Annotated in this window: 10 protein-coding genes and 1 pseudogene; 9 read left to right on the plus strand and 2 right to left on the minus strand. The window is 24.5% G+C overall.

Translation table 11 applies throughout. The features are described from left to right. Positions 1-318: 318 nt before the first annotated feature. From AZI32_RS04035 to AZI32_RS17875, 6 genes are all read left to right on the plus strand, one after another. Positions 319-1,338, plus strand: coding sequence for a Wadjet anti-phage system protein JetD domain-containing protein (locus tag AZI32_RS04035; protein ID WP_061994617.1), 1,020 nt, complete (start codon positions 319-321; stop codon positions 1,336-1,338). Further along, entirely contained in the window at positions 1,335-2,960 is a 1,626-nt protein-coding gene (locus AZI32_RS04040) for a hypothetical protein (RefSeq protein WP_061994618.1), read from the plus strand. The genes AZI32_RS04035 and AZI32_RS04040 overlap by 4 nt, the downstream gene beginning before the upstream one ends. Further along, positions 2,960-3,679, plus strand: coding sequence for a DUF6063 family protein (locus tag AZI32_RS04045; protein ID WP_061994619.1), 720 nt, complete (start codon positions 2,960-2,962; stop codon positions 3,677-3,679). The genes AZI32_RS04040 and AZI32_RS04045 overlap by 1 nt, the downstream gene beginning before the upstream one ends. Next, the gene (locus tag AZI32_RS04050; protein ID WP_061994620.1) at positions 3,666-8,051 is read left to right on the plus strand and encodes a hypothetical protein; all 4,386 of its coding nucleotides are present in this window, start codon (positions 3,666-3,668) and stop codon (positions 8,049-8,051) included. Before AZI32_RS04045 ends, AZI32_RS04050 begins: the two co-directional genes overlap by 14 nt. Positions 8,052-8,689: 638 nt before the next feature. Further along, positions 8,690-9,766, plus strand: a complete 1,077-nt coding sequence (locus AZI32_RS04055) for a serine hydrolase domain-containing protein (RefSeq protein WP_061994621.1) — start codon at positions 8,690-8,692, stop codon at positions 9,764-9,766. A 142-nt stretch (positions 9,767-9,908) separates the two neighbouring features. Then, positions 9,909-10,085: a GNAT family N-acetyltransferase gene (locus tag AZI32_RS17875; RefSeq protein ID WP_242865256.1), complete on the plus strand. Its 177-nt coding sequence runs from the start codon at positions 9,909-9,911 to the stop codon at positions 10,083-10,085. Between the two features lie 192 nt (positions 10,086-10,277). Here the strand turns inward: AZI32_RS17875 and AZI32_RS04060 are convergent, their stop codons facing one another. Next, entirely contained in the window at positions 10,278-11,417 is a 1,140-nt protein-coding gene (locus AZI32_RS04060) for a Mur ligase family protein (RefSeq protein ID WP_242865257.1), read from the minus strand. A gap of 121 nt (positions 11,418-11,538) precedes the next feature. Next, entirely contained in the window at positions 11,539-11,865 is a 327-nt protein-coding gene (locus AZI32_RS04065) for a Mur ligase domain-containing protein (protein ID WP_061994622.1), read from the minus strand. 290 nt (positions 11,866-12,155) lie between these two features. Between AZI32_RS04065 and AZI32_RS18910 the strand changes: the two are divergent. From AZI32_RS18910 to AZI32_RS04080, 3 genes and pseudogenes are all read left to right on the plus strand, one after another. Further along, a pseudogene (locus tag AZI32_RS18910) lies at positions 12,156-12,492 on the plus strand (hypothetical protein); the annotation flags it as partial. Between the two features lie 87 nt (positions 12,493-12,579). Continuing rightward, positions 12,580-13,191: a P-loop NTPase fold protein gene (locus AZI32_RS04075; RefSeq protein WP_061994623.1), complete on the plus strand. Its 612-nt coding sequence runs from the start codon at positions 12,580-12,582 to the stop codon at positions 13,189-13,191. 502 nt (positions 13,192-13,693) lie between these two features. Then, entirely contained in the window at positions 13,694-14,791 is a 1,098-nt protein-coding gene (locus AZI32_RS04080) for a hypothetical protein (RefSeq protein WP_061994624.1), read from the plus strand. Positions 14,792-14,949 lie beyond the last annotated feature (158 nt).

Here is a 14,949-nt window from a genome sequence, read left to right on the forward strand (position 1 = left end):
GTTTTAATTAGCTCTCAATTTTAATATATTATTCATTAGAAGTATTTTAAAATAAGCTAGAAATTATAAAATAACATTTTGAGTTATATACATATTACTTTAAATATATTAATTCTAATAAGGTGTACAGTAAAGCTAATATTTTTAAAAGTATTATGGGGAGAAAAATTTTTAGGTAATAACAGCACTATAAATTTAAAATGATAAGAGGAAAATTAAAAGCTTAATATTGTTAGATTTTTAATGTAATCTACAAGGCAAAATTGTTATAATGATTATAAAGGATAAAATAAATAACAAATAAGAATAGGATAGATTATGAATATAAAAGACAAATTTAACAAAAAAAAGATTACCATAGATGAAATAAAAAAAATATATAAAATAGATTCTTATAGTGATTTATATGACTTAGTAACTAAACTTATAGAAAATAATGAGATAGAAGCAATTAAAAGTAGTGGTGGTAATGGCAAGAAACCAGCACTATATGAAAGGTACAGAGTTATTGAAGAGGTAGAGGATAATTCATTTTATTTAAGTGAACTTAATTACAAAATATCAATAAAATTTGATGTTTCCTATTATAAAAAAAACATAAACAAGTATAAAGAGCATAGAAAATATATTTTATTATTAGATTTATTTATTAAAGAAAAAGAAAATCTATTAGAAATACCTGTATCTATGAACGAAAGATCATTTCAGATATGGGGTAGGGAAAAGTTTTTGCAAAAGGAAGAAGGAAAAGCAATATTAAAAAATCTTGGTTTGCAAACAGAATGTTTAAATTATTATGACACATCTGAACCCTTAGCTTATTATTCAAAATTTAAAAAGTCACCTCAAAATATATTAATCTTAGAAAATAAAGATACTTATTATACCATGAGAAAGTATTTAATAAATTCAAAAAATAAGATTTTTGGAAGAGTAATAGATACAGTAATTTATGGAGCTGGTAAAGGAATAATAAAAGCTTTTAAAGATTATGAAGTATCTGTTGAAGATTATTTATCAAATAGAGAAAATAAAATATTCTATTTTGGTGACCTCGATTATGAAGGTATTCTTATTTACGAAAGTTTTTATTTTGCATATAAAGATCAGTATGATATAAAGCCTTTTATAGAGGGATATAAAAAAATGATTGATAAAGTTGGAAATATAAGCAGTTTACCAAAGATAAAAGAAGGTCAAAATAGAAAAATTAATGAATATTTTTTGCAAGAATTTTCTTTAGAATATAGAGAGAAAATTAAAGAAATATTAAATAATGATTTATATATCCCTCAAGAGATAATAAATATTATTGATTTACAAATGGAGGAAAAATGAAATTAGATTTTTTAAATCAGCATCATATAAGAATGAAGAAAATAGGTGCATATTCTTTGTTATTTAGAAATAGTATTTCAAAAAGAACTTGGGATAAGTATGGATTTATTGAAAGCTATGAACAGGATAATTTAATATTTTCAGTATTACTATTTATAATGGAACAATCTTTAAAAGAAGAATTATGTACAATTGATGATATTGGGGGATTTATTGATGAGATAAATTCTATATATTATAAGAAAAGTATTACTTACGAAGATTGTAAAGAGCTTGGAGAATTTATTGTTAATGTAATTCTTTGTGATGAAGGCAAAGCGATGTATTTTAAGGCGCTGGATTATAGAAAAGCAGAATATTGTGATATAAATATAAATTTTATAAAAAATAGGATGGAATACATAGAAGAGGTTAGACGAGTATCTTATTCATTGACAGAAGAAGGATATGAATTGATTTTATCAACATTAGAGGTAGAGGAAAGCCTTAAGTTAACTATTCAAGAAATAATCTTTAAGCTTCATTTAGATAAAGCATCTTATGACAAAGCTTTAGATGACATGAAAAACATTTTTAACAATATGAGAAGAAGAGTTCAAAAAATGGAGGATGACATAAGAAGAATTAAGGAATCTCCATTAACCTATTCTGTAGATGAATATAAGACAATGATGGAAGGTAATATTGAAATTTTAAATAAAAATAGAAAGAAGTTTTTAGCTCATAAAGAATCAATCGAAGAGAAAATTCTAGAATTTGAAGAGAAAGATATTCATATTAAGGATTTAAATGAAGAAGAAACAGAAAATCTAATGAATCTAAGAATTATAAATGAATATCTTGGAAGAACTATTGATGAAGAACAAAGAATATTAAAAAGTCATTTTGATTTAAAAAGTGTTTATGGTAATGAGCTAGAAAATATATCGAAAATGGCTTTAATTGAAAGGTTTGATATTAGAAATGAAGTATTTAATAAGGTGTTAGAAAATCCAAATAAATTAGAAAATATTCATATGTTATTTTCATCTTTATTTACGAAAAGTCCTAATAAAAATTATAACATAAATAAGGCATTTCAATTTCAACAGCCAGTAAGAGCTAAGGATAATGAAGAGGACGAGGAAATATTATCTTTTAGTGAAGAAGGCGCAACTGAAATGGAGAATAAAAGAAAACTTGAACGTATTGAAAAATGTAATAAAATAATTGAATTAATATTAGAATTTGCACTGAAAGATGGAAAAGTAACTTTAAGTAAAATTAATAACATGATTAAAAAAAGTGAAGTATTGATAGATTCAATTATGCCAACTGTTGAGATATTTAGGGAAGTCATCATTGAAATGTTAAAGGCTAGAGCGATAAATATTAATGAGTTGAAGGAAGAAAGAAAAACTGCAATTGAAAGTGGTGAGATAGAATTTCAACTTAATAAAAGTATATTAGATATTATTGAAGGAAATAATTTGTTATCAAAGATTCTAGTAATTAGAATAAATAAGGTAGAAGATGGTGATGATGTTAAGTTAGAACATATAAAAGATGAAAATGGAGATTTAAAGAATTTTATTTGTTCCGATATTATATTTGAAGTATTTACGGGAAGGAATTTAATATAATGGATTATTCATTAGAAGAAATAAAACTAAGCAACAAGATATTATATTATTTATTAAAGAATAGTGAATTAAAAGAAAATGAAGTAGAACTATATAAATCTTATTCAGAAAATGAGAATATTGCAGAACTTGTAAAAATTGCAGGAGAAGAATTAGAATGTGAAATTAAAAAGTTTGGTTCAGTTATATATTTAATACCTAATCAGGATAATGATTTTTTAGGGTATTCTAAAGGTGAACTAAAAAAGAAATTATGTAAGTCAGGAGCTAATGACAAGGATTATTATTTATCTCAATTTGTTATTTTGACATTAATAGTTTCTTTTTATGGAGCAACAGGTCTTAGTAGTAAATGCAGAGATTTTATTAAAGTTGGAGAATTTTTGAATACTCTTACAGAAAAGTTAAGAGAAGGTGTAGAGAGATCAAATGAAGAAGATGAGGATGAAAATGGTATAGCTTTTAGTAATATATTAGAAAGGTTCGAATCTTTGAAAGCTAGTGATAAAAAAAGTACATCTAAGACAACTAAAGAAGGTTTTGTAAATACTATATTAGACTTTTTAGATAAACAAGGCTTGATTTATTATATTCAAAGTGATGATATGATAAAAACTACTAATAAATTAGATAATTTTATGGATTGGCATGTACTAAATAAAAATAATTATAATAGAGTCCTTAGGGCATTAGGAGAGGAAGCAGATGAGCAATATTAATAATTTTAGAATTGTAAATTTAAATTATAATAATAATACAATGAAAATAGATGATGAAATATTTTATTTTAATGGTGAAAATACCATGCTCAATTTGAGAAATGGTGGAGGTAAATCTGTTTTAGTTCAAATGATCATGGCTCCATTTGCCAATAGAAGAAATAGAGATTTAGGTGATAGACCTTTTGAAAGTTACTTTACTAATAGGACTCCTACATACATATTAGTAGAATGGAATTTAGAAGATGATGCTGGCTATTTATTAACAGGAATGATGGTTAGAAAAAAGGATTCCTCATCAGATGAAAATTCAAAAGATAGGTTGGATATAGTTAATTTTGTTTATGAATATAAAAATAAAAATGAGTATGATATAAATAATTTTCCAATAATAGAAGAAAATGAAGGTAGTAGAAGAATAAAAAGTTTTATTAATTCAAAAAAAATGTTTGAAGATTTAAAGAAGGATAGTAAATATAATTTTAATTATTATGACATGAATAATTATACTACATCAAAGGCATATTTTAATAAGCTTAGAGAATATGGAATTGATAATAAAGAATGGGAAAATATTATTAGAAAAATTAACTTAAAGGAATCAGGATTATCTGAATTATTTAAGGAAGCAAAGAATTCAGAAGGGCTAATAAAAACTTGGTTTTTACCTACTATAGAAAAGAAACTAAATAAAGATGAAGATAGGATTAAAAATTATAAGGAAATAATAACGAGATATATTATTCAATATAAAACTAATAAGAGTAATATTGATAGAAAAAATAAGATTGAAATATTTAATGAAAAGGCTATAGAAGTTGGAGAAATAGCTAATAACTTTAAAGAAATGATTAAATTTAAAGAAAGTCATGAAAATAAGATAGCAAATTCAAAAAAATATTTTTATGATGAAATACTATCACAAGAAAGAATATTAAAAGATATTCAAGGGCTATTAGAAAAGGTACTTAATGAAAAAAAAGAAATTCAGTATGAAGAGATTTCCATGAGAATATATAATCTTTTAGATGAGTTAGACATTATAAAAAAGAAAATTGATAATGCTAACAATGAAAAAGATGATTGTTTAAGTGAAGTAGAATCACTGAAAAAGGAAAAAAACATATTAAGATGTGCAGAGCTTTATGGTAGATATAAAGATATATCTAAAGAATTACTAGAAATAGAAAATAAACTAAAGGTTTTAAAAGAAGAAGAAGGCGATAAGGGACCTAGAATTAATGATTTGGGATTTTCTATTTTAAAATTGTTAAAAGTAGAAAAGTGTAAGTTAGAAGAGGAAGTTTCAGTTTTAGAGAAGGAAGAAAAAGCATTACAAGATAAAAATATAGAATTAAATGAATCTGTAAATAATAACGAAGTTTATGTTAACAGACTTAATAATAAGATAGGTGAATTAAAGGCAAAAATAAATAGTTATGATAAAACTGAAAATAGATTTAACAAAAAGTATAGTGAAAATTTATTAAGAAATTTAACAGGCTATTATAATGATGAAGATTTAATATTTTTATCTAAAGAAATTGAAAGTTCAATAGAAATGCTTAATAAAAAGAGAATAGATGAAGAAAAGAGATATATAAACTTAAATGAAGAATTCAAAGGCAAAAAATCATTACAAGAGAATAAAAATAATGAGATAGGACAGCTAAACTTAGATATAGAATATAAAAATAAAAAATTAGCAGAATACAATAGTGAACTTGAAAAAATAAAAGATATATTAAAATATCTAGATGCAGATGAAGACATAATTTTTAAAAAAGAAGTTATTACTCAAAAACTAGAAAAAAAGATTCAAATATTAACTAATGATATAAGAGAATTTAATAAGGAGTATGAAAAACTTCTAAAACAATTAAATGTTTTAAAAACAGGAAAGGTTTTAGAGTTACCAAAGGAGCTTGAGGCAGAATTAAATAAAAGAGATATTGATATTATATATGGAATGAAATGGCTAAAAAATAATGGATATTCAAAGGAGAAAAATGAAGCTATTGTAAAAAGAAATCCTTTTATCCCTTATTCGCTAATTATGGATAGAAATAAAATAGAAATATTAAAGAAAGAGAAGCTAGAATCATTTACATCTAGTCCTATTCCAATTATTGATAGAGAAATTCTAGAAGAAGGATTAGTTAATGAAGATAACAATATTGTAGAGTATAGTGGAATGAATTTCTATATTTCTTTTAATAATAAATTGCTAGATGAAAAGCAGTTAAACAGTCTAATAAAAGAATATGAGGAAGAGATTAGAAAGTTAGAAATAAAAATATTAGAAAAAGAAGAAACTAAAGAATTTTATATAGATAAGAAAATTTTTATAAAAGAGTCATCATTGACAATGTCTACATATAATCAATTACTAAATGAAATAGAAGAAATTAAAGAAAAGATAGTTACAAATAAAAAAGAAATAATATTATTAACTAATAAAATAGGTGAAGTAGAAAAAAATATTAAAAATAGTTCAGAGGAAATAGAAAAGTTTAAAAGAGATTTAATTAAACTTAATTATAAAAGTGATGATTACAATGAATTATATAAAGAATATGAGGAGTATAAAAACAATAAGAAGAATGAAGAAGAAAATGAAGAAAAACTTAAAATAGCTACAGAATATAATAAAAATGCAAAAAAATCTTTAGAGGATATTTTAAAAAATTTAAAACTTAAAGAAGAAGCAATTAGAAACTATAATCATTCATTAGATGTAATAAATATTAATATAAATAAATATTCCTCCTATGAGTGTGGCAATCTTATCAAGAAAGATTTAGAAGATTTAAAATCTGAATACGATGCACTAGTATCTGGAATTAAGAATTCTTATGAGGAATTAATTGAAAGACAAAAAGATTTTAATGAAAAATATTTAATTATTCAAAAGCAATTAGTTGATAGTGCTTCAAATTATAATCTAGTAGATGATGATTATATTAATATAAACTATAATTATTCAAAGTTTAATGAGATAGAAAATGAAATAGATAAATATAATAAATCATTAACTAATATTGAAAAGATTATTACTCAATTTCAAATAGAAAGTGCAAAAATAGACAGTGATGTTAGTCATTTAAAGGATGAAATAAATAAGATTGTTAATACTTTTAATCCTAAGGAAAAGAACCTTATTTTAAATAAAAATTATAAAGAGGAGCTAGCAAAGTTATCGATAAAAGAAAAAGAATTATACTCTAAAGAAAAAGAAAAAAATAAAATTATTAATGATCTTAATGTATATGCAAGTTCCTTAGATGAGTTTGATTTTGAAATAAGAGAAATTTTAGAATTAAATTTAAAAGATGTTAATTTAAAGGATTATATAGGAAAATTAAAGAGAGACAATAGGATAAATAATGAAAATGTTGATAGTGCAAATAAAAAGCTGGAAAGAATTGTAGAGAAATTAAGCAAAGAGAAAATATTTAGTGAAGATTCATTATTTAAGGAATCAATTTATGGGTTAATGAGTTTTGTAAATAATCCAGATAAATTTATTTCCCAGTTAAACATAATCACACAATCCTATAATACAATTATAGAAAAATTAAAGGAAGATATAGAATTAATCAATAAAGAAAGAAATAATATTATTGATAATATTATGGAATATATATCAATTGTTTATAAAAATATTAGTCAGTTAGATAACAATTCTTCTATTGATATTAATGGTAAAAGAGTAAAAATGTTAAATATTTTTCAGCCAAATTGGGAAGAGAATGAAGAGGTCTATAAATTGAGAATAAAAGGGTTTGTTGAAACTTTAAGAAATCAATGTATAGATTTATTAGAGAAAAATGAAAATATTAGTGAGCTAATAGATAATAGATTAAATATAATTAAATTGTATGATGAGATAGTAATTATAAGTAGTATAAATATTAAACTATATAAAATAGAAGAAAATAAACAAAAACAAATTAGTTGGGATGATGTTTCAAAAAACTCAGGGGGAGAAGGTTTCTTATCTGCTTTTGTAGTTTTAGCAAGCTTATTATCATATATGAGAAAAGAGGATAAAGATATTTTTACTAGAAAAGAAGAAAGTAAGGTATTAATTATGGATAATCCTTTTGCTCAAACTAATGCTGCTCATCTTTTAAAACCTTTGATGGATATTGCTAAGAAAAGCAATACCCAACTTATATGTTTAACTGGGTTAGGCGGAGATTCAATTTATAGTAGGTTTGACAATATATATGTATTGAATTTAATTAATTCAAAGTTGAAGAATGGTCTTAGATTATTAAAGTCAAATCATATAGTTGGAGATGAAGAAAAAGAGATTTTAGTGTCTACTCGTACAAAGATAGAAGACATTCAGATGAAGTTATTTTAGTAAGGGATAAAAAATAAATAATTTAATAAAAAATGTATAGTATTTTGGATATTATAGTATTTAATTTTAGAAATAAGGGAGTTGAGCCGTTAGAAATATATGATGAATTGTCAAGCTAAATGTAATAATTAGCTTGACAATTTATTTGAAACTTCCATTTGCGTCTTAGATTTAAGGCATAGGAAATAATAATAAATTCATTATTATAAAAAAAATATTAACTTTGCTATTAATACAAAAATCAGGAATTGATGGAATTACTTTATTTGTTCCAGATTCAAACAATATCTTTAAAATATAAATTGAGAAGACATATAGAAGTCCTCTCAATTCATATTACATTATTATCATCATTATAAAACATAGTTTTTTCATTTAATATATTAATACTTTTATATAAAAAATAGTTCAGAAACGTTTGTGATATAGAAACTCATATTATATGAGTTATAATTAATGTAATATATAGGAAAATGAGCTTGAGTTTAAATTTATTCGATAGCTTAAAAATATTTTTATACGAAATAGAGTGTTTAATTTAGGTACTTAAAACAATACATTACTATTTGCAGTATTCAAGCGATGGAATGAATAATTTTAAAATTTATCTTAAAACTTTAGGGCTAGGGGGAATGGTCATGAATTTACGAGAACAAATTAATGAATTAATTTCTGATAGGGTTAATAAAAATCAATTTTCAGGTGTTGTATTAATAAAGAAAGGAAATGAAGAAATTTTCTCAGGAGCATATGGATATGCAAATAGAACTTGGAGAGTGAATAATAGTTTGCAAACTCGCTTTAGGATTGCATCAATCTCCAAAATGTTTACAGCAGTAGCTATTCTTCAACTAATTGAATCTGGGAAGGTATCCTTTAGTACTAAAGTTGTAGAATATTTAAACCTTGAAAATAGTAAAATTCCTAATGATGTGACAATCGAAAGTCTGCTAACACATACTTCTGGTATTGCAGATTATTTTGATGAAGAACAGGATGATGATGAGTGGGAAAAACTTTGGTCTGATATACCAATTTATAAAATGCGTAGATTGGAAGATTATTTGGAATTATTTATTCATAAAGAACCTGTTAGTAAAGTTAATGAGAAATATCATTATAATGGTGCAGGATATATATTATTAGGTCTTATAATAGAAAAAGCATCAGGTTTATCTTATTTTGATTATGTTAGACAAAACATTTTTTCAAAGATAAATATGGATGGTTCTAATTTTATCTCACTAGATGATGTTGATGATTTAGTTGCTGAAGGTTATGAAGCTATTTTAGATAGTAATAAAAAAATTATAGGATGGAAAAGAAATATATATACAACAACACCTAATGCCGCTTCCGATGGTGGAGCTATTTCAACTGCAGATGATCTAATAAAATTCATAGAAGCTTTAAGAAATAATGAATTTCTAAGTGAAAAAATGTCAACGGAGATGTTTATACCAAAAGTTCTTGAATATGATGATACGCCAAGAAATTATATATGGATGTATGGCTACGCAAATGAATTTATATTAAATAAAGAAAGTAAAGAGATAGTTAGGTGTGGACACACTGGGGAAGAGTATGGAGTTAGCTGTAGGCTATATTATTATCCTAGTACTAATGTAGTTGCAGTGATATTAGCTAATCAGGGATGGTGTGCAGGCTCATTAGGTTGGGATATACATGATGTATTAATGAATGTGAATTTTTAATTATTTATATGATTAAGGTGTAAATAATATATAATTAAACAAAGAGATAATTTTAAAATAGAGATTATTCATATTTTGGGGTATGTAAAAATGAATGAAGTTGTTGTACACGAAATGAATAAAAAAATCTAATGTTTTTATTATGTTTACAGATAAAGAGATAATAGGTTCTGTTGAAATACATGAAAATATAATAGACCACTTGTTCGTAAACCCAAAATATCAAAATAAAGGATACGGAAAGAAACTTTTACTTTTTGCTATTAATAGTTTACAAGAAGCAAGAATTGATGAAATTACTTTATTTGTGCAGATTTAAATAAAAAAGCTATTTAGTTATATTTGAACAATGGATTTAAATGTACAAAAATAATAATATATAATTGAAGATAATGAGCATAAGCTATAGTAAATTTAATTGAATAATATCTTTAAAATATAAATTGAGAGGACATATAAAAGTCCTCTCAATTTATATTACATTATTATCATCATTATAAAACATAGTTTTTTATTTAAACATAGTCTTTTCTTTTAATACATCAATAATTTTTCTAGATAACTTATAAGATTCACCAGCTCCAAAAACTATAATTATATCTCCACTTTTAACTTCGTTAAGGATTTTATTGCATATTTCGTTGGAGTTTTCTATATATTCTGATTTATCTACATCTATTTTATTACATAGCATATCTAAATTAACTGGCTCTATATTTTTACTTGCTTCTCGTCCTAAAAAAGGTTTTGTAATAATAACTCTATCAGCTTTTCTTAATGCTGTAGCAAACTCATTAAAGAATAGTTTCACCCTTGAAAGTTGATGTGGCTCAAAAATAGCAAAAATCTTTTTTTCTGGATAACTAAGTTTGATTGAATCTAATGTAGTAGCGACAGCAGTAGGATGATGAGCAAAGTCGTCAAAAATCTTAATATCATCAATATCTGCTATTAATTCTAGCCTTCTGCCTATTCCTTTAAAATTTTCAAAAGAGTTTTTTATTGAGTCTATGCTAAAACCTAACTCTAGGGCAGTGATTAACACGCCTAAAGAGTTCTGAACATTATGCTTACCTATTAATCCAAGCTTAAAAGTATATTCATTATTACCATTTACTACTTTAAATGATGAATATTCAGGAGTATTTGAATTTAATTCAGCTTTATATTCCATGTGAAAAGGAAATTTAATTTTATTATCTATATAATATCCAATAACTTTTACGCCTTCTTTATTTAACCAGTCTTTTAAATCATATAATATTTCTCTAATAGCATTACTGTCTTCATTAACAATTAAAATTTTTGGTTCATTAAGCTTTTTTATAAAATTTTTAAAAGAATCTTTAACTTCAGTTATATCTTTAAAAAACTCTGGATGATCCATCTCTACATTATTTATTATAGCTATTGAAGAGCTGTAATTTAAAAAGTTATTGTTAAATTCATCTGCTTCACATATAAAATAATTTGAATTTCCGATTCTATATCCGCCGCCCCAATTCTTAAATGTTGTTCCAGCTTCAACAGTTGGATCTAGTCCTCCATTTTCCAAAACAAGTCCCATTAATACTGTAGTTGTAGATTTACCATGTGTACCTGCAATAGAAATAACAAACTTTCCATTTTGTATATATCTATAGGGAAACAAGCTCGCATTTAAATTTATTCAATAGCTTTAAAATATTTTTATACAAAATGTATTGTTGAATTCTAAGTGTTTCCGAGCATATCTCACTATTTTGGGTATCCAAGTTTTGGAATAAGTAATTTTAAAAGTCAACCTGGAACCCTATAGCTGAATACTCCTGCCATGTCATCAGAATTCCTCTTTTTTTAGCTTCCAATATTTCTGGATGATTAGGGGAAACATCTAAAATTGCAGGGGATATAACTAAAATATCAATATTCTTTATATGACTTAAATCATGACCTTCAAAAATTTCTATATTATTTTCTATAAGAGCATCTTTATAATAGCCTGATGTATTTAAATCACATCCTGAAACATCAAATCCATTATTTTTTGCAATGATTGCTATAGGTGCAGCACCGCTTCCGCATATGCCCATAAAATGCACTTTCATTTTACTTTCCAATATAATTCACTCCTATTATCAAATTATTTAGATTGAGATTATGCTTTAGAAAATGTTTATCATATAATTTGTTTGAAACAAAGTAGCTGTAAATTAAATTAATTATAACATGATTTAAACGGTGTTATACAAACGAGTGAAATGCTATAGATTATTTACAATGAGTGGTTAGGGTTGATTATCAAGCTTCAAAATGCTATTTCTATCATTTGTATAAAATGTAGAATATTACATTAAAAGAGTGTTTTATCGTAAGTGATTACATAACTACATTAGAGTGTAAATAATTAATTTTTGATTTCATAAGCACATTTTTAGGTAAAGGAAATTTTGATGAGGTTGTCGAAGTGTATGAAGTATTCTTTACTGAAAGTTTCAAAGGTATAAAACTTTCTAAAATACAAAGATACTCTCGTGAAAGAGGTAAACATAAAGAAGGATTATATTATATTCAGGATATCAATTTAAAAAAATGTATGAATAGGTTTAATTGTATTGCAATAAAATACATCAGTAATTATATTAAGTGATTTAAACCACTTAAATTATTAGACACAGATAAAGACTAAAAATTTTATAGTTCAAAGCAATGTAGAACATTTATATACCAAAGTAAAAGATTTTTAAAGTAGAGAACCGATATATGTATAGTATATAATGTTTTGTAAATTATTACGTAGTATGAACAAAAAGTATAAAAAGGAGAAATTTGAAATGGAGTTTTTGATAAACAAATTGAAAAATGAAGATATTTCTAAAAAAATATATATTATTGGGATTGATGGCTTAGGCGGAGCAGGTAAAAGTACACTTGTTAATTCGTTAAAATTGCAATTACAGAATGAAAATTATTCTTCTTATGTGTTGCATATTGATGATTTTATTCACCCAAAATGCATTAGATATGATATGTCTAAAGAAGAGTGGTATTGTTATTACAATGTGCAATGGAGATATGATTATTTAGTGAAAGAAATTTTATCTCCTATAAAAAATGGAGAAATAATAGATAAACAAATAGAAATATATGATAAAGAAAATGATAGATATATTACCCAAAGGATCAATTTACTTCATGGCTCTGTATTAATATTAGAAGGAATATTCTTGCAAAAAAAAGAACTAAAAACCTATTTAGATTTTATAATTTACCTTGATGTACCACGAGAAGTCAGATTAAATAGAGTTTTAGCAAGAGATGGATATATAGGTGGATTGGAAGATATAAAATGTAAATACGAAAAACGATACTTCCCAGCAGAAGAAAAATATATCTTAGAATATTCTCCAATTGAAAATGCAGATTTTGTATTAAAGAATAGTTAAATCAATATTTAATTATTACTTAAAAAAACAAATATATTTTGATATTATTTAATAAATTTTATAAATAATGAGTATTATATGTGAACAATACCATCTATTTTTTGTGGCTATATTTTAATATTATATTAAAATATAGTCAAATTAATAAACAAGAATATTAAGACTAGATAAGTTGGGCGTAAATATATAGTAGGTGAGTATAATTTTTAAAGTTAATGGATTTTTAAAACAAATCAGAGAAGATGAGATTCAATTAACATATGATAAAATAGGAATAATATTAGGCTTAAAATTATATCCTTTGACTTATAAATGCAGATTACATTGGAATCCAACAAAAATTAATACAATAACAAGATCATAAATTGAAAATGGGTGGATAATTTCTTAATTAAAGTTAGGTGAATATATAGAACTTAAAAAATATTAATATAAAAGTGACTTAGGTATAAATCTACATGTTAGAAATAATATTTAAAAGCATAATTATGGAGGTAATATTATGAAAGTAACCACATGGAATGATGGTAGTTACAATGTTTTTGGTTCGGGTTATGGAGTAAGGATTTCTAAATTAGATAGAGATAAATTTTTTGATGTAACTTGGGAGAGTGTTAGTATACATATTGGACAATTTGGGAATAGTGTGGAAATACCTCTTTATGATACATTTTGGGAGAATTGTTTAGAATTACGAAGTATAAAAATAGGTAAATATTTAATTGATAATGGATTAAATAAGTGGGAAAGCAACAATCCTCATAAACTTTTGTTATTACCTCAAGATAGCAATCAATTTATATTGATGATTAGTAATCCTAAAAAATTGGAAACATGGGCAAATGGAAGTAGTTTTACATATGATGGCTGTGTTAAATTTGGAACTATGATATACTTTGGTAAAGTTGGTTCTATAGAAATTACTAGGCAACAGTATCAGTTATTGCTAAAAAGATTTGATAATATGATAATTAGTATAGGGACTTCAAGAAACAAAGCTCAAACTGATAGCTTAGGATATTGGCTCCAAGAACATATAACAAAGACTGCTATTGCTTCGTATGTTGGTAAAATTTTAATAGAAGAAGGGTATGCAGAAAAAATTGAAGGTTCCATGATTAAATTTAATAATATAAAACAAATGAGTGGTAGGGGAAGTAATGTTATGGATGAAGATAAAATTATTGAATTAATAAAAGCAAAGTTTGATGAAAAGGGAAATCCATCTAAAATTCCGCTTATGAAAGCAAATAAATTTTTAAATGCTACTATGAAAGACGAAGGGATTTATGTGGACAACTTAAGTACTTATCCATTTTTACCATGGGATGTATTTATTGAAACTGTTAAATTAATTATAAGAAAAGATGGAAAAGCTTTAAAGGGAGATGCAATGAACTCAAGGTTAGGAAGTGATAATCTTCCTTTAGATTCAATTGAAGGTTATATTGCATGTAGTATATATGGGAAAAAAATTAATGAAAGTGTTTTTAGAAGAATATCTTCAATAGCAGGTATTTTGATATGGGCAAATATATGTAGAAATAAACCAGGATGTCTAATTCTAAATGATAAGTTTGAAAAAACTAACAATAATTAGGTAAATAACTATTGGTAAATAATTGAATTTAAAATATTTACATAAAACCACTTTAATATTTAGAACTTGACTCTAAACATTGAAGTGGTTTTTAGTATAGTTAAAAAGTTATTTTGCAATAAAAAATCTTTTACATAATAAGGAACAATAGATTAATA

The sequence above is a fragment of the Clostridium sp. ATCC 25772 genome (genome assembly GCF_001573875.1).
GTDB lineage: Bacteria > Bacillota > Clostridia > Clostridiales > Clostridiaceae > Clostridium_J > Clostridium_J senegalense.

Coding starts and splice junctions, on each gene's coding strand:
- AZI32_RS04035 (WP_061994617.1), top strand. CDS start 319: ATGAATATAAAAGACAAATTTAACAAAAAAAAGATTACCATAGATGAA.
- AZI32_RS04040 (WP_061994618.1), top strand. CDS start 1,335: ATGAAATTAGATTTTTTAAATCAGCATCATATAAGAATGAAGAAAATA.
- AZI32_RS04045 (WP_061994619.1), top strand. CDS start 2,960: ATGGATTATTCATTAGAAGAAATAAAACTAAGCAACAAGATATTATAT.
- AZI32_RS04050 (WP_061994620.1), top strand. CDS start 3,666: ATGAGCAATATTAATAATTTTAGAATTGTAAATTTAAATTATAATAAT.
- AZI32_RS04055 (WP_061994621.1), top strand. CDS start 8,690: ATGAATTTACGAGAACAAATTAATGAATTAATTTCTGATAGGGTTAAT.
- AZI32_RS17875 (WP_242865256.1), top strand. CDS start 9,909: ATGTTTACAGATAAAGAGATAATAGGTTCTGTTGAAATACATGAAAAT.
- AZI32_RS04075 (WP_061994623.1), top strand. CDS start 12,580: ATGGAGTTTTTGATAAACAAATTGAAAAATGAAGATATTTCTAAAAAA.
- AZI32_RS04080 (WP_061994624.1), top strand. CDS start 13,694: ATGAAAGTAACCACATGGAATGATGGTAGTTACAATGTTTTTGGTTCG.